The organism is Rhodococcus sp. EPR-147 (assembly GCF_001647185.1).
Taxonomy (GTDB): domain Bacteria; phylum Actinomycetota; class Actinomycetes; order Mycobacteriales; family Mycobacteriaceae; genus Rhodococcoides.
Window position 1 is genome coordinate 33,989 of the sequence record NZ_LVCU01000575.1, and the last position, 20,130, is coordinate 54,118.

At 63.0% G+C, this 20,130-nt stretch carries 21 protein-coding genes and 1 pseudogene; 8 read left to right on the plus strand and 14 right to left on the minus strand.

Annotation, left to right across the window (positions count from 1 at the left end):
* On the minus strand, positions 1-357 hold the full coding sequence (locus A2J02_RS25880; protein WP_068055570.1) for an EthD domain-containing protein: 357 nt from the start codon (positions 355-357) through the stop codon (positions 1-3).
* Positions 354-1,418, minus strand: coding sequence for an amidohydrolase family protein (locus tag A2J02_RS25885; RefSeq protein ID WP_068055634.1), 1,065 nt, complete (start codon positions 1,416-1,418; stop codon positions 354-356). The genes A2J02_RS25880 and A2J02_RS25885 overlap by 4 nt, the downstream gene beginning before the upstream one ends.
* Positions 1,419-1,516: 98 nt before the next feature.
* On the opposite strand from A2J02_RS25885, the gene A2J02_RS25890 reads away from it, so the two are divergent.
* Both A2J02_RS25890 and A2J02_RS25895 read left to right on the plus strand, forming a co-directional pair.
* The gene (locus A2J02_RS25890) at positions 1,517-2,095 is read left to right on the plus strand and encodes a TIGR03619 family F420-dependent LLM class oxidoreductase (protein WP_068055573.1); all 579 of its coding nucleotides are present in this window, start codon (positions 1,517-1,519) and stop codon (positions 2,093-2,095) included.
* 69 nt (positions 2,096-2,164) lie between these two features.
* Positions 2,165-2,371 carry a hypothetical protein gene (locus tag A2J02_RS25895; protein WP_068055575.1) on the plus strand — a complete coding sequence of 69 codons (207 nt, stop codon included), beginning with the start codon at positions 2,165-2,167 and terminating at the stop codon, positions 2,369-2,371.
* A gap of 30 nt (positions 2,372-2,401) precedes the next feature.
* Here A2J02_RS25895 and A2J02_RS25900 read toward each other — a convergent pair whose 3' ends face one another.
* From A2J02_RS25900 to A2J02_RS25925, 6 genes are all read right to left on the minus strand, one after another.
* Complete coding sequence (locus A2J02_RS25900; RefSeq protein ID WP_068055578.1) at positions 2,402-3,745, minus strand: lipase family protein; 1,344 nt, start codon at positions 3,743-3,745, stop codon at positions 2,402-2,404.
* 219 nt (positions 3,746-3,964) lie between these two features.
* On the minus strand, positions 3,965-5,953 hold the full coding sequence (locus A2J02_RS25905) for an SDR family oxidoreductase (protein WP_068055581.1): 1,989 nt from the start codon (positions 5,951-5,953) through the stop codon (positions 3,965-3,967).
* A complete protein-coding gene (locus tag A2J02_RS25910; RefSeq protein ID WP_068055584.1) occupies positions 5,950-7,731 on the minus strand; it encodes an N-acyl-D-amino-acid deacylase family protein in 1,782 nt (593 codons plus the stop codon). Before A2J02_RS25910 ends, A2J02_RS25905 begins: the two co-directional genes overlap by 4 nt.
* 42 nt (positions 7,732-7,773) lie before the next feature.
* Entirely contained in the window at positions 7,774-8,880 is a 1,107-nt protein-coding gene (locus A2J02_RS25915) for a PDR/VanB family oxidoreductase (protein WP_068055587.1), read from the minus strand.
* Positions 8,877-9,755, minus strand: a complete 879-nt coding sequence (locus A2J02_RS25920; RefSeq protein ID WP_037193972.1) for a metal-dependent hydrolase — start codon at positions 9,753-9,755, stop codon at positions 8,877-8,879. The genes A2J02_RS25915 and A2J02_RS25920 overlap by 4 nt, the downstream gene beginning before the upstream one ends.
* Before the next feature lie 2 nt (positions 9,756-9,757).
* Positions 9,758-10,678 (minus strand): alpha/beta fold hydrolase, encoded by a 921-nt coding sequence (locus tag A2J02_RS25925; RefSeq protein ID WP_068055590.1) that lies wholly within the window; start codon positions 10,676-10,678, stop codon positions 9,758-9,760.
* Positions 10,679-10,822: 144 nt separating this feature from the next.
* On the opposite strand from A2J02_RS25925, the gene A2J02_RS25930 reads away from it, so the two are divergent.
* Both A2J02_RS25930 and A2J02_RS28865 read left to right on the plus strand, forming a co-directional pair.
* Entirely contained in the window at positions 10,823-11,497 is a 675-nt protein-coding gene (locus tag A2J02_RS25930) for a TetR/AcrR family transcriptional regulator (protein ID WP_068055593.1), read from the plus strand.
* A gap of 259 nt (positions 11,498-11,756) precedes the next feature.
* Positions 11,757-12,002 carry a hypothetical protein gene (locus tag A2J02_RS28865; RefSeq protein ID WP_156516398.1) on the plus strand — a complete coding sequence of 82 codons (246 nt, stop codon included), beginning with the start codon at positions 11,757-11,759 and terminating at the stop codon, positions 12,000-12,002.
* On the opposite strand, the gene A2J02_RS25940 is transcribed toward A2J02_RS28865, so the two are convergent.
* Complete coding sequence (locus A2J02_RS25940) at positions 11,984-13,183, minus strand: lipid-transfer protein (RefSeq protein WP_255137228.1); 1,200 nt, start codon at positions 13,181-13,183, stop codon at positions 11,984-11,986. The two genes, A2J02_RS28865 and A2J02_RS25940, sit on opposite strands and share 19 nt — an antisense overlap.
* Before the next feature lie 299 nt (positions 13,184-13,482).
* Here A2J02_RS25940 and A2J02_RS29120 point away from each other — a divergent pair, with 299 nt between their 5' ends.
* Complete coding sequence (locus A2J02_RS29120) at positions 13,483-14,073, plus strand: CsbD family protein (protein WP_068055598.1); 591 nt, start codon at positions 13,483-13,485, stop codon at positions 14,071-14,073.
* 49 nt (positions 14,074-14,122) lie between these two features.
* Here A2J02_RS29120 and A2J02_RS25950 read toward each other — a convergent pair whose 3' ends face one another.
* Complete coding sequence (locus A2J02_RS25950) at positions 14,123-14,419, minus strand: hypothetical protein (protein WP_032376174.1); 297 nt, start codon at positions 14,417-14,419, stop codon at positions 14,123-14,125.
* 105 nt (positions 14,420-14,524) lie between these two features.
* On the minus strand, positions 14,525-15,490 hold the full coding sequence (locus tag A2J02_RS25955; protein WP_373455116.1) for an alpha/beta hydrolase: 966 nt from the start codon (positions 15,488-15,490) through the stop codon (positions 14,525-14,527).
* Positions 15,491-15,790: 300 nt separating this feature from the next.
* Between A2J02_RS25955 and A2J02_RS25960 the strand changes: the two genes are divergently transcribed.
* Positions 15,791-16,186, plus strand: a complete 396-nt coding sequence (locus A2J02_RS25960; protein WP_068055637.1) for a hypothetical protein — start codon at positions 15,791-15,793, stop codon at positions 16,184-16,186.
* A gap of 79 nt (positions 16,187-16,265) precedes the next feature.
* Here the strand turns inward: A2J02_RS25960 and A2J02_RS25965 are convergent, their stop codons facing one another.
* From A2J02_RS25965 to A2J02_RS25975, 3 genes are all read right to left on the minus strand, one after another.
* Positions 16,266-17,573 (minus strand): NAD(P)/FAD-dependent oxidoreductase, encoded by a 1,308-nt coding sequence (locus A2J02_RS25965; RefSeq protein WP_068055603.1) that lies wholly within the window; start codon positions 17,571-17,573, stop codon positions 16,266-16,268.
* Between the two features lie 108 nt (positions 17,574-17,681).
* On the minus strand, positions 17,682-18,308 hold the full coding sequence (locus A2J02_RS25970) for a DUF305 domain-containing protein (protein WP_068055606.1): 627 nt from the start codon (positions 18,306-18,308) through the stop codon (positions 17,682-17,684).
* A gap of 76 nt (positions 18,309-18,384) precedes the next feature.
* Complete coding sequence (locus A2J02_RS25975) at positions 18,385-18,780, minus strand: DUF6153 family protein (RefSeq protein WP_068055609.1); 396 nt, start codon at positions 18,778-18,780, stop codon at positions 18,385-18,387.
* A gap of 151 nt (positions 18,781-18,931) precedes the next feature.
* Here A2J02_RS25975 and A2J02_RS25980 point away from each other — a divergent pair, with 151 nt between their 5' ends.
* The gene (locus A2J02_RS25980) at positions 18,932-19,810 is read left to right on the plus strand and encodes a universal stress protein (protein ID WP_068055612.1); all 879 of its coding nucleotides are present in this window, start codon (positions 18,932-18,934) and stop codon (positions 19,808-19,810) included.
* A pseudogene (locus A2J02_RS25985) lies at positions 19,807-20,130 on the plus strand (phosphoketolase); the annotation flags it as partial. The gene A2J02_RS25980 and the pseudogene A2J02_RS25985, both read left to right, overlap by 4 nt.

Consider the following 20,130-nt stretch of genomic DNA (forward strand, 5'->3'; position numbering starts at 1 on the left):
TCATCCCTCGACGTCGTCGACCACGACGACCTCTATCGACCCGATGAAGCGGCGTTCCAACAGCCGGATTGCTCGCCTGTCTTCGACGCTCTCCGCCGACGACAAGCGTTGTTGTGCCTGCTCGAAGTCCGCACGGGAGGCAAACCATGCTTCCGTCATCATGTCGTGCCGAATCGGCGTGGTTTCCTGTGTCAGTGGGTTCGGGAACGAGGTGAGATACCGGCGCACGTAGCGCGTAGCATCCGGGTATCGACGACGGAATATCCCGGTCAACTTTTCTTCGTAGAAGACGCGAAGATCCTCGGCGCTGACCCCATCGGCTCTACGGATGAACGCCACGACCCTGAAATCCGTCATGACCCTCGAGACTCCTCCGCGACCGCGGAGGGATTGTCGGGCAATTCACCTATTCGGTAGATCTTCCGAGCGTTCTCACGAAACAACAGGTCGAGTTCCCTCGGCGACCTGGAGCGAGCGTGCAACTCGGCGATGTCGTGCATCGACATGTGCCCTCGGCTGTTGTGGAAGTCCGACCCCCACATCGATCGGTCGCCTCCCAGAGCCTCGAAGGCCTGCTCGAGGTAGGGGCCGACCCAGGCCTCCAGCCGATCGAGGTCGGACCATGCCGCTTCGGGCATGCCCAGATAGGACGAGCCGAGGCCCGAGTGCTTCAGGACGACGTTCGGGTGCGCCGCCAGTTCCTCGATCGCGTCGGACCATCGCCGGAACAGCTCTTCTCGCACTCGCTTGCTCGCACCTGCGTGCTCACCCGCCGGACCGAAAGCGCCTGCGGGAAGACCGAGATGATCGACCACGATGGACAACTCCGGGTACTCCCCGGCCACCACTGCAATATCAGGAAGTTGGTGAGCGTACACCCAGGTCTCGAGAATCAGGTCACGATCGGCCAGCTCCGCGATCCCGCGCATCGAGTCGGGCTCGATCAGTACCGATGGCCGAGAGGACACCGAAATCACCCCGGGATCTTCATGATGTGCCGTCATGAACCGGACTCCCCGAAACTTTCGGCTCGCGCGCATGTGGGCCTCGACAAGGGCACCGAAACCGGCGTCGCGCGGGTCACCGGCCCCGATGATCGCGCCGATGTCCATGCCCTCGAACTGAAGACCGGATACCCATGCCGTCTCTTCCGAGGGGTCCTCGCTTGCCCACCCCACCTGGATGTGAACTGCCTCGCACACAGGCAGACCAACCGCGTCCGCTACGTAGTCCGTCGGCAGATACGGCACGAACAATGCGAGCGGGTCGCCGAGGTCGGCGAAGCCTGGCGGGAGTAAGTCGACTGCAGCAGAGAGGTTTTCCGCATCCGCAGCCCACCGCCTCGCTGCGCCGCTGAAGGCCCGAGGTGTAGCCAGGGGGTCGATCTGATGCATGTGCGCATCGACGACATTCGTCATTCCGTGAAAGTTCTGCACGGTACGCCTTTCAACTAGGACGGAGTAGTATCGTGTTCATCGCGAGCTTACACACGCCCGCTGAATGGACAGGAGCACGTATGAAGATCGGTGTCACCGCACTGAACGGACGTTTTGCGATCGAACCGAAGGAAGTCAGGTCACTTTCCGCGCTGGCCGAAGAGATCGGATTCCACTCATGGTGGGCTGCAGATCATCTCGTTCTCCCGAGTCCTCAGACCCCGGAGTCACCGTTGGCACCCTCGACGTCGTTCACCGATCCGTTGATACACCTCGCCTTCGTGGCGGCGGCAACCTCGCAGATTCGGCTGGGTACAGGCGTCCTGGTACTGCCCCAACGGGAGCCGATCGCCCTGGCAAAGCAACTCGCCAGCCTGTCCGTTCTCAGCGGAGGACGTTTCACATTCGGCCTCGGGGCAGGATACGTGGACGGTGAGCTCGCTGCACTCGGCGTGCGTATGAGTGAGCGCGGGGATCGCCTCGACGACTACCTGGACGCAATGAATTCGCTGTGGACATCGGATCCAGCCACTCACCGAGGTACGTACACATCGTTCGAGGGCGTAGCGGCATATCCACGTCCGGAATGCATGCGTCTCGCGGTGGGTGGCCACTCCCGACGCGCATTCCGGCGGGCAGTGGCCCGCGGCGACAGTTGAATCGGATACGAAACCCGTCCGGACAGCCTGGAACTGGCGATCCAGGGGCTCGAACGCGCTGCCGACGAGGTGGATCGGCCGTCGTCACTCGGACCGCTCGGGATCGTCTACAACCCGTCCGGGCGCGTCATCGCGACTGCAGATCTGAACCGATACCGCCGCCTCGGGGTGGACGAGATACTCATCGGTCCGGCGACCAACGATCTCAGACCACCGGATACCGAGGAGTTTCTCCGAGCACACGCCGACCTCATCGCTGAGGCAACGGACGAGTAGCGCTTCGACGAACACCGAGCCAACGCCACCTCAACTTCCTGGAAATCCCTCCGGCAGTGGCGCGAAATCGGCCTTGAAGGTCGGGCCGGGGGGAAGTCCGCGAAGCACGGCAGAAATCCATGCCACCGCCGGCGGAAAACCGACTGTGGAGTTCACGAGATGTTCCGGTATCGGTGAGGTGTAGAACCGGAGATCGGCTCCGCTCGCCCAGTATTCTTCTACCGTCGGCAGAACCGAAGACTGCGGAATGAGCTCATCCCACACTCCGTGCCACCACAGGATCGGACTGTCCGGAATGTGCTGGCCGAGACTGTTGTCTTGCAGCACCTTCAGGACACCCGGTGCGGTGGCCAGAGTTTTTCCGGGTTGGAAGTATTCGCTGATCGGCCGATACACGCCGGTGAGGGCTGCGCTGTAGACGCAGCGGCTCTCCAGATCGGCCACCAACTGCTGACCTTCCACGGTCAACAATTCACTGCTGTCGAAGACTTCGGGGTACTGACGCGAGAGCGCAGCGAATCCGAGCCACATCGTGAAGTTTCCGGTGCCTGCAATTCCCGTCTGTGGTTCGGTCGCGTAATTCGAGAGCGTTACGAGGTCGCCGGGCGTCCCGCCGATCGCCGTACCACTCAACGCGATGTCCGGCGCGTAGCTCTGCCGAAGTTCGGCAGCACGCAACGATCCCGAACCGCCGCCCGAGTAGCCGTACAGCGCAATCGCGGATTCCGACAACCCCAGGCTCATCTCGTTCTTCATCGCCCGCAGCGAGTCGAGCACCATCTTGCCCTCGTCGTACGTGTTGAACGTGTTGTTCTTGCCATCGAAGTCAGGAATATTGATGGCAAATCCCTGCGCCAACCACCCTGCAAGCAGCGCAGACTCTTTCATCGTTCCGACCTGAAGGGTGAAGGAAGGATTGCACGACGAGTCGGTGGAATCTATCGCTTCCTGGAAAGACACCACGGGTCGTGGGCTTCCCGTCCACGGAATTCCCGGAACGACAACCGTCGTCGCAGTCACGGTCGGTGTGTCGTGCACGTCCGATGTCCGGTACAGAATTTGCCGGGTGTAGACGGGAAAGGGAATACCCAGAATCCGCGTTTGCACCTCACGCGTGCGCACGACTGCACCAGGCTCCAAGTTCTCGATATCCGACGGGTCGTCGTACCAGGGATCCTCGTCGGGGACCGGCACAGGCAGCACCTCGTACAACTGCGGTTCCGACGGGAGCTGTGGCAGCTGATTCTGGTCCGACGGAAAGGCCGGTGGGAATTGCGGATTCGCCTCTGCGACTCCTCCCCCGACCAGCGCCGACGCGGCCACCAAAAGAACTACCTGAGCGCGTCGCGCCCACCGACCACCTGAATCGATCATTGGATGAGATATCCGTTCTGCTGTCCCGACGAACTACCCGCGAGAGAGTGTGAGTGAGCCGAGTGGCTTCCGAGAATCAGCGTAAGCCACGCCACACTCATCTGACAAGATGAATTTTCACTATTGGTCGGCGGCGTCGAATTTGCCTGCATTGGAATCGAATCCGGCTATCGAGACGGGACGGATCCACGCCGTTTCCCAACGACGACCCCGGAGGGTCTACCACTGCGCGCCGGGAACCATCGCAGCGAGACGACGAAAGGGCTTGGGCGCGTGCCGATCACGTCGATCCGATGCGGGCACGTCCGCGAGCACCGCAGTGTCGGACATGTCGGACCGCAACGCACCCCGGGCAGCCGGAGAGTCGCCCATGGCCTGATGCATGGCGCTCGCGATCCACAGCTTCAAGCGCGGTGTGAACGTATGTCCCCATTCGCCGATCGTGCCGAGAGGAACGTCGATTCTCCGAGGTCGCTTGACCAGAGCCCGCACCACCATGGCGGCCGCCGTCTCGGGACTCGTGATCGGTCCGGCGTGATAGCCGTCGGACGGGGAGATCATCGGCGTATCGACCAGCGGGAGGTGGATGGTGGTGAACGTGATCCCTTCGTGCAACAGCTCGGTCGCTGCCACCTCGCTGAATCCGTCGAGTGCCGACTTGCTCGCCACGTAGGCGGCAAACCTGGGCGCGTGATTCTGCACCGCAGCACTGGAGATGTTGACCACGTGGCCGAATCTGCGTGCCTGCATCTGCGGAAGCAGACCCATGGTCATTCTGACGGCACCGAAGTAGTTCACGGCCATGGTTCGCTCGAAGTCGTGGAACCGATCCGTCGACCGAGCAAGAGAGCGACGAATGGATCGGCCGGCATTGTTGACCAGCATGTCGACGTGACCGTGGTCGGCGAGAATACGAATGATGGTGGCGTCCACGGCCTCTGCGTCCGTCACGTCGCACACGTAACCGAACGCCCGCCCACCGTTGCTGCGGATCTCGTTCACCGTTGCCATCAACTGTTCTTCGTTTCTGGCCAGCAGTACGACGAGGGCACCGTCTTCGGCCACCCTGATCGCAGTCGCGCGGCCGATGCCCGACGACGCCCCGGTGACGACGATGTGTCGGCCCACCAACGGGCCCCGGGTGGACGGGCGCCGGGCGCGAGTGGGATCGAGGTGGTTGTACCAGTACGTCCACAGACCGGTGGCGTAGTCGGCGAGCGGCGGATACGTGATGTCACTCCCCCTCAGGGCCAACGACGTTATCGCGGAGGAGAATTCGGTGGGGATCGCGAAGTGTTCGAGCACGACGCCCGGTAGGTCAAGACGTCTCAGTACCGCCGACCGGAGCAGCCGTAGTTGCCGGTGACGAGGATTTCGCAACGCGAATCGCCCCACGGACCCGGGCAGCGACGCGACCGGATGCGGAGCTCCGGCCGCAGAAGCCAATGCCTTGTACACCTCGCGCACGGGCTGAGGTGTGGGGTTGACGAGATGGAACACCCGCTCCGTCCCGGTGTCGGTGAGCATCAGATGCACCAGCGCGCGAGTGACCACATCGACCGGAACCAGATTGGTCGCGCCGATAGCGGGCACAGCCACCGGGAGACCGGCAGGGAGTGCGGAGAGCAACTTCAACGCGCCGAACAAGTAGTACGGACCATCGATCTTGTCCATCTCGCCGGTTCTCGAATCTCCGATCACAGCTGCCGGGCGATAGACCTTCCACTCAAGTCCGTCCATGCCTCGCACGAGCTTCTCCGCCTCGAACTTGGTGCGGTGGTAGGCAGTCGGAAAGCCCTGCCCCAGATCGAAGTCGTGCTCGGTGAATCGTCCCCGAAAATCGCCCGCGACTGCGATGGACGACACGTGGTGCATGACGGCACCGGTGCGCAGGGCCAGGAGCGCTACCTCGCGTGTTCCCTCCACGTTCGTCACGGCCTGATCGTCACCCGCGGTCAGGTCGTAGACCGCACCGAGATGCACGACGTGATCGAGACGGTCCGGCAACACCCCGTCGTCGATACCGAGACCCGGTTCGGTGAGATCCCCGATGATCGGCAGCACCCGGTGATGGGACGCAACGCGATCCAGCGATCCCGCTCGCACCAGCACGTGGACCGAGGCCGATGGATCCCGATCGAGTATCTCCTGGACCACTCGCCTGCCGAGGAATCCGGTTCCGCCGGTGACGAAGAAATTGACGCTCACAGTGCACTCCTGATCAATTGTTCGGTCGAGTCGATGTCTCTGGAATACGCACCGGCTCTGAGGAAGCGGCCGGTCTTACCGCCGTTCTTGCCCGCAATGAATCGCCCGCCGCGGAACACGACTTCTCCGGCAACGACGGTTGCGTCGACCGCTTCGTCGTTGCGGTTGACCATGCGAGAGATTCCGCCGAATTGCGCGATCGGTGCCTCGTACACGCCGTCGACACTCGCGTTCAGTCCCGATGGGTCGACTATCACCAGATCGGCACGGTCACCGAGCCGTAGATGACCGGCATCGATTCCGAACCACTGGGCCAGTTCACCGGTCAGTCGGTGCACGGCGTGCTCGACCTTCATGAAGCCGGTGTCGTGCACTCGCTTCAGCAATCGAATCGGGTAGTTGTAGAACGCCATGTTGCGCAGATGTGCCCCGGCATCGCCGAAACCCATGTGCACTCCGGAACTTCGGGCCAGTCTGTCCGCATACTTGGGCCGGTCGTTCGCTATCGTCGTCCGCCAACGCAGCGACTTTCCGTACAGCACAACCAGATCGAGGTAGGCATCGACGGGGTGGATTCCCCGCTCATCGGCTAGTCGGCCGAATGTCTTGCCGACCATGGATGCATCGGGGCTCGCCACGATCACCGCGTCGTAGAAATTTCGGTGCCAGATACGTGGGCTGAGCTTGTCGTCGTAGTTCTTACGGAACCAGCGGCGGTACTTCTCGTCCTGGAGCAGTTCGTTTCGTTCCACTTCGTCCTGCAGATGCAATGCCGCGGCACCGGCACCGAACTCCTCGAACACCACGAGGTCGATACCGTCTGCGTAGACGGTGAACGGGACAGGCAGGTGCTGCCAGCGGAAGTCGGTTTTGGCGAACTTGTTCAACAGTGGAGCTGCGGCCAGCATGAAGTAGACGATCGGTGGATACGCCTTGGAGTCTGCGGCCGAGAGTAACGATGTCTTCAGTTTTGGGCGACCGCCGAAACCGGAGCTCTCGGCGAAGAAACCGGCGATGTTGGGATGAAAATTGATGGTCGGCGCGCTCTGCAGGATTCGTCCGCGATCACGCAGGATCCGGTTGAGGAAACGCATTTCGCGCCAGCGTGAGTACGTCGAGGGCAGGGATCTGGATCGGAATTCCTTGCCGTCGATCTTGTCGAGTTTGTTGGTCATCGACGACAGGCCCAGGAAACCGGCATCGAGGCTCTCGTTCAGCATCTCGCCCATGGCATCGAGTTCGATCGGCGAGGGCCGGTAGCTGTTAGAGGTGGCCTTTGACATTCCCAAGACGGTGGTGCGGATGTCGGAATGGCCGATGAACGCTGCGATGTTGGGACCGAGCGGTAGCGATTCGAGGACCGATACATACGTGGAAGGGCTTGTCCAACTACGGTGATCGTCGAGGATATCGAGCATCGACTGTCGAGGGATCGCCTCGACTCGGCTGAACAGATCCGCACATTCTTCCGGGCTGGAGAAGACGGTCGAGAGCGAGCAATTTCCGATGACGACGGTCGTCACCCCGTGTCGAACGGACTCCGGCAGAGACGGGTTTACCAGCACCTCGGCGTCGTAATGCGTGTGTATGTCGACGAATCCGGGCATCACCCACTTTCCCCGGGCATCGAGAACGTCGGTGTCACGACCCACGGGAAGCGGGTCGGCGGAGATTTCGGCAACGAGTCCGTTGCGAATGCCGAGGTTGCGCATCCGCCCTTCGGCTCCGGTGCCGTCGAACCACAGCCCGTTCTCTACGACGAGATCGAAGTCGTGCATCGTTGGTGCTCCTTCTGGTTCGGAATGTGGTCCTGAAAAGGGTCAGAGGTCGAGCACGAGCCGTTCGCCCTGCGAGCGTGATACGCAGATCAGCATGTGGTCCGCTCGCTCGGCATCGGTCAGAGCGCCGTCGCGATGATCCGGTGTGCCGCTGAGCACTCCGACGATGCACGTGCGACAGAATCCTTGTCTGCAGGAGTACGTGGTGTCGGGTTGCGCCGCAACGATCGCGTCGAGTGCAGAGACGTCGGCGGGCACGTCGACGACTCGACCGGATCGGGCGAGTTCGACCGTGAACGCTCGACCGTCGACGATCGTCGGTGCCGAGAATCTCTCGAAATGGAACTCGCAGTCGGCGAGGGCATCGGCACCGGTCCGCAGCGTACCGATCATCGGCGCGGGTCCGCAGGCATAGATCGCTGCGAACGGGCGGATGCCGGTGAGAAGTTCGGCGGAAGTCGGTAGGCCGTCGAGATCATCGGTGCGGACAGTGACCTTGTCACCGAATGCGAGCACCTCCGGCACGAACGGCAACGAGTCGGTGCTGCGACCGGTGTAGACCATCGACCAGCTGATGCCGAGGCTGTTTGCGAGGCGCAGCATCGGCAGTATGGGGGTTATCCCGATACCGCCGGCAACGAAATGCAGATGCCGGGCCGGCGATCCGTAGCCCGGCACGGCAAAAGCGAACGCGTTGCGCGGTTCCGAAATCACGATCTCGGTCCCCACGTCCAGAACGTCGTGCACTTCCACCGACCCGCCCCCGCCATCGGGGATTCGCCGCACAGCGATCCGGTATCGGTCCGCGTCGGCCGGATCTCCACACAGCGAGTACTGACGGCGGAGCCCCGAGGGCAGCGTGAGATCGATGTGTGCGCCGGGTCGCCACGGCGGGAGAGCGCCTCCTGACGGTCGGGTGAAGGTCAGGGCGACGACGTTGTCGTCGCGGGCCTCGACGCTACGGGCGCTGACGACGACTGTGAGGGATCTGTCCACCGGTTGCCCGGCGGGCATAGTCCTGCGGAGCCGACCGACCGCGGCCATGTGCGCGTTCATCAGCGCAGAGATGACACCGAGAAACAGATCCCGGCGGCGGCGTCCGTACAGATCCGGCGGGACGGCCGTGGGCACCGGACGTGCGCTTGTCATCGCGCAGCCGCTCGCGCGGCCGGAGACCAGGCCAGGTAGGCCACCGCCTGCGCGGTGTTGCCCTCGTGTTCCGGCGAGTAGGAAGGTTTGAGATATCGCGCGACGCCCCAGGTCAGATGCGCAAGCGATGGCAATGCGTCACGCCTCATCGCGCCCATCCAGGCGACGAAGATGCGCAGGTATCCACTGTTCTTCAACGACGGGTCCTGTCGAACGATGTACTTCGTGCCGCGGAGCATGAGTATCAAGAACCCGACGAACGCAATGATCATGGCGATGTTGCGTCGGAAATAGCCGACGCCGAAGTATTGGGCGACATCGTGTGCGACATTCCGGTGCTCGACCTCCTCGGCACCGTGCCATCGATAGAGATCGATCATGGTGGGGTCGCCGCCCAGTGTGTCCCACTGCGAATTCAGTGCGTAGTCACCCAGAAATGCCGTCATGTGCTCGATGGCACCGATCAACGCAATACGTTCGACGAGTTGCTGACGTTCACCCCTCGGTGAGCGGCCGGGGCGTGGACCGAGGACACGTCGCATCAGGAACTCTGCCTGCGCAGCGAACGGCCGAGGATCTATGCCATGGGTGTCCAGAAAGTCGTAGAGCACCACATTGTGGGTCTCGGCGTGCATCGTCTCCTGTCCGATGAAGCCACGGACGTCTTCGCGCAGCCTGTCGTCCTCGATCAACGGGAGGGCTTCGGCGTACGTGGCGCAGAACCAGCGCTCACCTTCCGGAAGCAACAAGTTCAGGGCGCTGATCGTGTGCGAGGCCACGGGCTCGTCGGGAAGCCAGTGCAGAGGTGTATCCGTCCAATCGAACTCGACGTTGCGCGCGGTGAGCGAGACGACACCTGGATCGAGGGGGTCCACGGCTAATCCTTTGCTGTGTGCTTGTCGATGAAAGCTGTTGTGGCCGAGGCCACCAGCTCGGGGTTCTTGAAGGGAAGCCAGTGCCCGGACTTCACTCGACGGATGTCGACCTCGGCGGCCCACTGGTCGATGTCCGAGAACGAGGCCGGGCGAACGGCCGGGTCGCGAGTGGGTATCAGCAACTGGGTCGGCACCGAGGTGAAACGGATGCTCGGAAACAGAACGGTGCGGAAGATGTTGGCCCGGTAGATCCGTAGACCCGAGACCATGTCGTCGGTGAAACTCTCTGCCAGGTGGATGTCTCGGCGGTCGACCCGTTCGACGAGGCGCAGGAACAACGACCACAGATACCGCGTCCCGAAGACCCTGAAGAAGGTCCTCGACAGAATCCCCGACATGAAGAAGAGCGTGTACATGCCCGAGATGACTTGAGTGAACCACTGCCACAGCGCTATCGGGGTTCGCGCGGCGAGCCGTGACTGCATCCACCGACCCATGTGATGGAGACTCGGTCCCGAGATCGACGTGAACGATGCGATGGCCCGATGCGCTCCTGGCCTGCATACGGCATCCCACACCTGCACCGATCCCCAATCGTGCGCGAGAACATGAACGGGTCGATCGGCCCGAACGCTGTCGACGACAGCGAGGAAGTCGTCCGCCAACTGCTCGATCCGCATCTCGGCAACAGTTCCTTGCGAGGTGGACCGTCCATGACCGCGGGTATCGTAGGTGACCACCCTGAACGAATCCACCAGACCCGGCACGACGCCGTCCCACAGGTGGTGGGTGTCCGGCCACCCGTGCACGAGAATCACCGTCGGACCGTGCAGGTTTCCCTGCTCGAATACCGACAGCTGCGCACCGGCTACCTCCACCGTTCTGTGTTGTGGCTGAAACGACCGGTCGTAGGAGACTGGCATCGGCAGGACGCTCCTCAACGAAATGGACCGTCGGTACGCTTTTCGTTACCGGCGGTTACGGCTACACCATGGCGCAGTCCGACGCGGTATGTCAACCCCTGTCGGACAACACCGAGCTCGCGAGAGCGTCCTAGACTGACCGCCGTGCCCGACTCTCGAAGATCTCCGAACTCCCGGCAGACCCGCGCCCGCGAGGAATTCGTCGATGCTGCGATCCGAGTCATCGATGCCGATGGTCCGAATCCGAGCATGAACGCCATTGCTCGTGAGGCCGGATCGACGAAACCTCGCTTGTACCGACAGTTTTCGGACAAGTCCGACCTGCTCTCCGCGCTCGGCGAACGCATGGCCGACGAGGTGTATCAACTCGCCGTCGCGGACTTCAACTTCCTTCTGGACGCTCCGTCGTCGGCATTGCGCCACGCGCTGCGTGGCTACTCGAACGTCGTGGATCGACACCCCAATGTGTTCCGCGTTCTGGCCCAATCGCGTTCGTGGACGGAGGACAGTTCCTCGGGTGCGTTCGATATCGGAAGGGACGTTGCGCGCCGATTCGCCGGAGTGGCAACCTCCGTGCTGCAGTCGATAGGCCTCGAGAACGACGGGGTCGAGTTCACCAGTCGAGCTGCGGTGGGCGCGATCGTCGCGACGACGGATCTGTGGCTCGAAGAGGAATCCGAGACCATGGATATCGATCGGTTCGTGGACCAGCTGACCGATCTGATCGGCGGACTCCTGAGAGCCTTCCTGGAGCGAACCGGAGTCGAGATCGACCCGGAAGAACCTGTGTTCGTGATCCTGGCGAAGCTCAAGCAATGAGATGCCGCTGAGACACTCGTGGTCTTCATCGAGGCCACCTGTCCACCAGCGCTGCGGTGCGACGATGCAGATCGTTGAAACGGCAGACCAGATACGCCAGCCACGCCAACTCTGTCGGAGGATCGGGAATCAGAGTCGAAGGCAGGCGAGCGAATGCGTCGCCGGACAGCAAGCGAGCATTCGCAGGGTAAGCCGTCACGTCACTGGACAGGACCGGAGGCGCCGACCGAACGTCGTAGACTATCGCGAATTCGAGTTCGTGTTGATTCCGATGCGCGAACACCGCAACGAATTCCGGGTGCCCCCACCTCGCTATATCCCAGGTTATCGCCCCGACATCGATAGCAGCTCGAAAGAGCCAGTGCTGCATGTGAGTTCGAGCTTCGTCGTCGACGGTGAAGCGATCCACATCGTAGAAACCGTCGAGGCGACGAACGCGATCCCTGTTCAACGTCAGCAAGTCCGGCACCGCGTGGCGCCCAGGCTTCACATCACCGAACGGTAGGCGGTCACCACCGCAGCACCGCCCAGCCCGATGTTGTGCTGCAGAGCAATTCGCGCACCGGGCACCTGACGGTCCCCGGCTGTCCCACGCAGCTGCCACGTCAATTCGCTGGCCTGGGCCAGACCGGTCGCACCGAGGGGATGACCTTTGGAGATCAGTCCACCGGAGGGATTGACCACCCAGGTGCCGCCGTAGGTGGTCAGATCCTGATCGATCAACGTCCCGCCCATGCCCTCGTCGCACAGCTCCAGAGCCTCGTAGGTCAACAGCTCGTTGACCGAGAAGCAGTCGTGCAATTCGATGACATCGATGTCGGTGGGGCCGATGTTCGCTTGCTCGTACACTTTTCGAGCTGCGTGACGGGTCATGTCCGCGCCGACGATGCTGATGGCACTGTGGTCGTCGAACGTGGACGGCAGATCGGTGACCATTGCTTGCCCCACGATTTCGACCGCCCGATCCCACAGACCACGCCGTTCCACGAATGCCTCACTGGCGAGTATCACCGCACCGGATCCATCGGAGGTGGGCGAACACTGCAAGCGTGTCAATCCCGCAGGCTCGTAGATCATCTTCGATGCCGTGACGTCGTCCAGCGAGTACTCGTCGTCGAATTGCGCGTACGGATTGTTCACCGAATGGCGATGGTTCTTCACCGCGATCCGCGCGAACTGGTCGGTGGTGGTGCCGTACTTGTCCATGTGTTCGCGCCCCGCTGCGCCGAACATCCAGGGCGCGGCCGGAAACTGGAAGTCGAACAGCTCTGCCTCGGCCTGGATGTGCAGCCCGAGCGGCATGGCTCGATCCTCGTAGGCCACCGACAGCGAACCGGGCTGCATCTTCTCGAACCCGAGCGCCAGGACGCAGTCGGCGAGGCCGCCCCGGATCGTCTGAGTCGCCAGATACAGGGCCGTCGATCCGGTGGAGCAGTTGTTGTTGACGTTGGTGATCGGAATGCCGGTCATGCCGAGCTCGTAGACGGCGCGTTGACCGGACGTCGAATCTCCGTACACGTACCCCACATGCGCCTGTTCGACGTCTGCGTACGAGACACCTGCGTCGGCGAGGGCCGCGGTACCGGATTCCCGGGCCATGTCCGGATAATCCCACCCCGGTTTGCTGCCGGGCTTCTCGAACTTGGTCATCCCGACGCCGATGACGAACACTCTGTTGCCGCTCACGGTTCTGGGCGCTCCCCTCGACATGGAATCGACCACAGTGGCGGTCGGCGCATCCGTGCGGACACCCGTCGACTGTGGCGTAGAACCGATCTTTTCGACAGGTGCACTTCTCCGACATTTCGACCGCCCGGATGGACACAATGCACAACGCCGAGTGCGCCCGGTCGATAGTGACCCATCACACTCCCGTCGGACGTATGTTTCGGAGCAGCCGGTTCGACTCATACCTAACGGCGTCGTCCGCGACGCCCCCAGCTCCGGGTATCCGGAGACGACCTACACGAAAGAGGTACGCACCGATGGCCGACTTCATCGACAAGGCTCAGCACAAGGCAGAGGAACTGGCCGGGACTGCGAAGGAGAAGGCCGGCGAGGCAACCGGTGACGACAGCCTTCGCGCCGAGGGTGCCAAGGATCAGGCGAAGGCCAACACTCATCAGGCCGCCGACAAGGTCTCCGACGTCGCCGAAAGCGCCGCCGACTCCGCAGCCGGTGCCGCCAAGGAGGCCAAGCACGCAGCCGCCGATGTCGCGGACAAGGCGTCCGACGTGGCCGAGGACGTCAAGAACACCGTCAAGGACAAGGTCTCGAACGTCGATGCCGACGACGTGAAGGAGAAGGCCTCCCAGGTCGCCGACAAGGCAGCCGACAAGGCCTCCGCCGTCGCCGACGACGTGAAGAACACGGTTCGCAACATCGACTCCGAGGATGTCGCCCAGGCGGCGAAGGTCGGCACTCCGATCATCGCAGCCGTCGCAGCCGCAGCCGGTGCCGTCGCGTTCGTGCTGATCCGTCGACGCAACCGTCGCCGTAGCGCTGCGCACCTGTTCGTTCCGTCGAAGCGCACCACCCGCAAGCTCGCCAAGAAGGCCCGCAAGCACAGCTTCTGAAGGTGATGACGAAAGGCCCCGCCTCGATCGAGGCGGGGCCTTCTGCGTCCTACAGCGGCTTGAGCGCCCGGCTGGGCACCCAGTGAGTGACGGTTTCGCTGCGGTCTCGTGACATCAACTCGTACGTGACGCGGCCCAGCCAATCCCCGTCCACGGTGATGGACCATTCGACCAGATCTCCCGGCACGACGCGTCGCACATCGAATCCCTCGGGATTGAACTTCGACGCGTGGTGCGGCGGCAGCGGGTAGAGGATGTTCAGGTCGATCCACACCTTCAGCGGTGGTCGGAGCAGCTTGAACGGGCGCACGGCAGACGCCGGTCGAGGTTGTGCGCGCCGTGCCATCGTTCGATCATACGTTCGATCAGTACGTCGATCCACCGCCCTGGACAACGAAGAACGGCCACCCGCACACGAGGTGCAGGTGGCCGTTGTTCGGTGCTGGAAAGATCAGATTCCGAGCGATCCCGCCAGGAACGGCCAGGAGTTGTGCAGGTCGTCCTGCCAGTAGCCCCACGAGTGGTTTCCGACCGGGCGGAAGTCCACGGTGGCCGGGATACCGAGCTGATCGAGGCGCTTGGCCAGGTTCGAGGTGCAGAAGTTGGTGGCAACTTCGATGCCACCGCCGACGATGACCTGGTTGGCAAGCGTTGCCGGGTCGTTCTTCAGACGCGGGTTGGCAAAGGTGTCGTTCGGGGCACCGGGCAGGCCGCTGCCGGTGCTCATGTAGATCTGCGTGCCGCGGAGCTTCTCGGCGTTGAGCAGCGGGTCGTTCTCGCGCCACACGGGGCCGTCGAGCGGTCCCCACATGTTCTCGACGTTGCCGCCGCCGTAGGTCTCGACGACGAGCTTGACGAACTGCTGACCGATGGGGTCGGAGGTCTGAGCGCAGCCGCTGTACGCCGCGACGCCGGTGAACTTGCCCGGGTACTTGATCGCGATGTTCAGGACCGAGGTGCCCGTCATGGACAGCGCTGCGAGCGACTGGCGACCGTTGGTGTCGAACTGGGCGTCGATCAGCGGGGGCAGCTCTTCACCGAGGAAGGTGCTCCACTTGTTGCTGCCGAGCTTCGGATCGTCCTGGAGCCAGTCGGTGTAGTAGGACCACTTGCCCTTCTGCGGAGTCACGATGTAGGCGTTCTTGTCCGACAGGAAGGCCTCGGCGTCGGTCTGCGACTGCCACGATGCGGCATCCTCGCCGCCGCCTGCGCCGTTGAGCAGGTACAGCACAGGGCGGGACACGCTGTCGTCGGCCGGCTTCTGCACCGTCACGGGAATGGTGCGGTTCATGGACGCCGAGTACACCTGGAGCTGGACCTGGCGGTTCTCGAGGGTGTTCACCGACTCGATCCTCGATCCGTTGCTCGACTGCGTCGTAGCCGCAGGCAGCTCTTCCGCGGACGCGACGGGCGTCATCAGCGCGGTCGGGAGGATCGCCACTGCGAGGGCGACGGCCGTAGCCGAACCGATTCGCCGGAAGCCGTGTCGTCGAGATCGTGGCACGCTGTTTCACCTTTTCGTCGAGTTACACCGGTCGAGTCTCTACATCGGCCGAAGATGAGGTGACGTTACCTCGAGCAAACGTCCCGAGCGTTATGGACCGGACGAATCCGAGACGCGATCGTGATGCGCTCGGCAACGCAGACGCAGAGGTGTTCCCACGAGACGCGTGTCTGTGGTCTATTGGGTGCCCGTCCCGCGAAGGAGTCGATCGAGATGTTTTGTCGCACCGCTGTCATTGCTTGCGTCATTGCAGGTGCCGCTGCCTTCGGAACGGGAACGGCCGCAGCCGACGAGTGGCCCACTCCGCCGCCGTATCCGAGTCCGTCGGCTCCACAGGATGTCACCGGATTCCTCACCCCGCAGGACCCGGACTACTGGAACCCGTTCGTCAGCAAGAATCGACTGACCTCGCCCTACGGCAACAGCACCCGCATCGTCTGCACCGGATTTCACGGAGTGCTGTCCTCCTGCTGGCAGGCCGATTCGAATGGCAACCCGCAAAAGCTGATTCTGCTGAACATGAACTATCCGGGTTCGACGGGCCAACTGCTGCCCGGCGGAGGTCCAGGGCACTTCGTCTACCCCGGCTTCATTCCCGGCATCGGCTGACCCGCACCTAATTGTTCACTATCGTCGACCGATAGCGGATTTCCGCCGATCGGCGACGGTACTGAACGCTGGCGTTCGCTCAGTTGTACGGCTTACGCGCCGTTTCCGGGTCGCCGGAGGTGATGGCCCGTTCGCGTCGGGTACCGGTGGCCAGGGTTGCGGCCCAGTTGATCAGTGTCCCGACGCGATTGCGGTTGCCGGCCAGGAATGCGATGTGGATGACTCCCCACGACACCCAGCCCACGAAGCCCGACATCTTCAGCGGTCCGGCCTGCACGAGTGCGTGACCGCGGGCGATGTAGGCCGCGGTGCCGAGGTCTCGGTACTTGAAATCCATACGCGCAGAGCCGGACAGGTCTGCTGCGATGGCCGCGCCCGCAGCGCGTCCGCCCTGCATCGCCACTTCGGCGACTCCCGCGAGCTTGTTCAGCGACATGATGTCTCCGACGACGAAGACGTTGCGGTGTCCCGGGATCGAGAGGTCCGGCTGCACGGCGATGCGTCCGGAGCGATCCTGTTCGACGCCCATCGCGTCGGCGAGTCGTTTCACGAACGGAACGGCTTCGACGCCTGCGGTCCACAGCACGGTGTGGGTGTCGTAGCGAGTGACGGTCTTGGGTTCGGCCTTGGCCGTGACCTCGACGTCGGTGGCCGTGACGTCGGTGACGTGAACTCCGAGATGGGTTTCCACGCCTACCGCGTCGAGGGTGCGTTGCGCTTTCTTCGTCAGGGAATCGGGGAACGATTCGAGGACGCGGTCACCGCCGTGGAAGAGCAGCACTCGCGCTTCCGACGGTTGAATGGTGTCGAACTCCTTCGCCAACGCCCGAGTCGCGAGTTCCCTTATCTGACCGGCCAATTCGACTCCGGTCGGGCCTCCCCCCGCCACGGCGAACGTGAGCCATGGTCGGCGTTCCTCCACGGTGGGCAGAGACTCCGCCATCTCGAAGGCGGAGATCAGCTTTCGCCTGATCGCGAGGGCATCGTCGAGGGTCTTCATCCCCGGTGCCCACTGCACGTATTCGTCGTGGCCGTGATACGCCTGCTGCATTCCGACGGCAACGACGAGGTAGTCGTAGGGCAGCTCGAAGGTCGAGCCGTCGAACCGACTGGCCGTCACCACTCCACCGTCACCCACCGCGGTCACCGAGGTCGCTTCACCCAGCGCCACATACTCGTTGTTCTGCTTACGCAGTAGGTGCCGCAGCGGACTGGCGATCGAACCCTCGGACACCAGACCGGTGGCGCATTGATAGAGCAGTGGCTGGAAGACGTGAGAGGTGCCACGCTCGAGCACGGTCACATCGACGTCCTCGTTACGCAGGCGCCGGGCCGCGTGCAGCCCGCCGAACCCTCCGCCGATGACCAATACCCGTGGACGTGCCATGTGAACGTTCTCCCTCGGACCGACCGCAGAGAAGGACTCTCCGAGTGGCCAGCCTACTCGAGGGCCGCACCCCCTGGTCAGGAGTGCGGCCCTCGGTGTCGATCCGGGTCAGCCGAGCAGCGTCCGCATGGTGTCGATTTCCTGCTGCTGCGAGGCCACGATCGTGCGCGCCATCTCCTGCGCGTCCGGGTTCGAGCCGTCGGCGATCTCGATGTTCGCCATCTCGATTGCGCCCTCATGGTGCTCGATCATCATCGTCAGCCACTGGCGGTCGAACTCGGCACCGGTGGCCGCACTCAACGCGTCCATGTCCTCCTGGGCCATCATGCCCATGCCCGAGCTGTGGTCCATTCCGCCCATCTCACCCATGTCGGACGAGGGCGCGGGCTGACCCCATTCGGCAAGCCAGGCGGTCATTCGGTCCATTTCCGGTTGCTGTGCGGCCTCGATCGCCGACGCCAACGCCACGACGTCCGGATTGTCGGTGCGGCCCTGGACCATTGCCGCCATTTCGACCGCCTGCGCATGATGCGGGTACATCATCTGCGCGAACATCACGTCCGCATCGTTGAATTCTGCCGACGCGTCGGACTGGGTCGATGACGCCGACGACGAGTTCGACGAGCCCATCGAATGGCCGTCCATCGACGAGTCGGAGGTGTCGCTGCCGCAGCCTGCGACGAGAAATGCGCTCACGGTGGCAGCAGCCAGTGAAGCGACGAGTGTTGTACGCATGTGAAACTCCTTGAACGAGTGCGAAATACAGGGATGAGTGAATCCGCCGGTGGTCGTGCGTTCACCGGGCTCCCTGTCACACTCGCAAGGTCACCGATCTGTCCAGCTCCCAGAGGGTCCACGGCGGAGCACGCTCCGAGATGGAGTCGGTGCGCCCACCGATGCCGTCCGCCGATATCAGCGAGTAGCCGATGTCGACGCTCGTCGACGGTACCGACAGCGCAGCCCACGACACCGTGGTTCCCGCGCACGGATGCATCATCTGGTGCGCCGCCGGGCAGTCGTGTTCACCGACCGCCACCTGCACGGGCCCCTCATGGTGCATCGCCGACGCCATGGCTGCATGATCGGTGTTCGCCGACGCGGTCGGCGTCGCCGAGTGCATCAGCAGCACCCCGAAGATCGTCAGTGCGATCAGCAATCCGGTCGCCGAGGCAATGCCCGGGCGACGGCGTCGGATCACTGGATGCATGACTCCGACGATAGCAAGACATACCCCCTAGGGGTAGCAGGCAGGGACTTCCGCCCCGCACCGAAGGACTTCCGCCTCTGTCGGCGACGAGCCGATCCGAGCCATGCTCGGTGGGTATCTGCACACGTAAGTCAATGGACGGGAATTCGTCATGAATGCATCGAGTCGGGTAGTCGTCGGAGTCGACGGATCTGCCACATCGCTCGACGCGGTCCGCTGGGCAACGCGCGAGGCCGTTCGACGCCACGCTCCGCTCGAGTTGGTCACGTCGTCTCTGTTCGCGCCGGGAACCTACGGGGATGCCATCAGTCTCCGGATCGGTGCATTCTCGGACCCGGACGTCGAGGCCAAACGTGTGCTGACCGCTGCGGTCGATGTTGCGCACAAGACTGCCGCCGGCAATTCGCTGATTCTCGACACGCGCCTCGAACACGGCTCTGCTGCACGCAACCTGACGCACTTCGACGTCGCACCCGCCATGATCGTCGTGGGCTCGAGGGGGCTCGGTGAGTTCACCGGCGGCTTGATCGGGTCGGTCAGTACCGCAGTGGTCACGCATGCCAAATGCCCTGTTGCAGTGATCAAATCGAACATCGTCAGCGATGGTCCGGTCGTCGTCGGGGTGGATTGCACCGCCAACAGTCAGCCTGCGATCGGATTCGCTCTGAAGGAAGCGTCACTGCGCGGTGTCGACCTCGTTGCTGTACACGCCTGGAGCGACCTCGAACTCGGCAGCGTGTTGACGCGCGACGACGAGGGTCCGTGGGTCGATTCCGAACTCGCCGAGAAGACGTCGTTGGCGGAGAGCCTGGCCGGCTGGTCGGAGGACTACCCGGACGTCACCATCCACCGAGTGGTGGTTCAGGACAGGCCTGTTCGTGAGCTGGTCCGAGCGTCGGAGGCAGCGCAGTTGATCGTCGTGGGTAGCCGCGGTCGGGGTGGATTCGCATCGATGCTTCTCGGTTCCACCTCGCGTGCGGTGTTGCATTCGGTGGATGTTCCCGTCGTCGTCGTTCCCACCGATCGATGAGCGTGGAGTCGATCAAGTTTTCTTACAGCTCAGATGAATTGGACGCCGACCTGCGCTACTGGGCTGCGGCGAACTATCTGACGGTGGCGCAGATCTATCTGCAGGACAACGTATTGCTGCGTCGTCCTCTGGAGGTGGCGCACATCAAACCGAGGCTGCTCGGGCACTGGGGCACCAGTCCCGGACTCTCGATGATCTACACCCTCCTCAATCGGGTGATTCGTCGAACCCATTCGGATTGGCTGTACGTCACCGGTCCTGGCCACGGCGGTCCGGCGTTGGTGGCGAACACCTACCTCGAGGGAACCTACACGAGATCT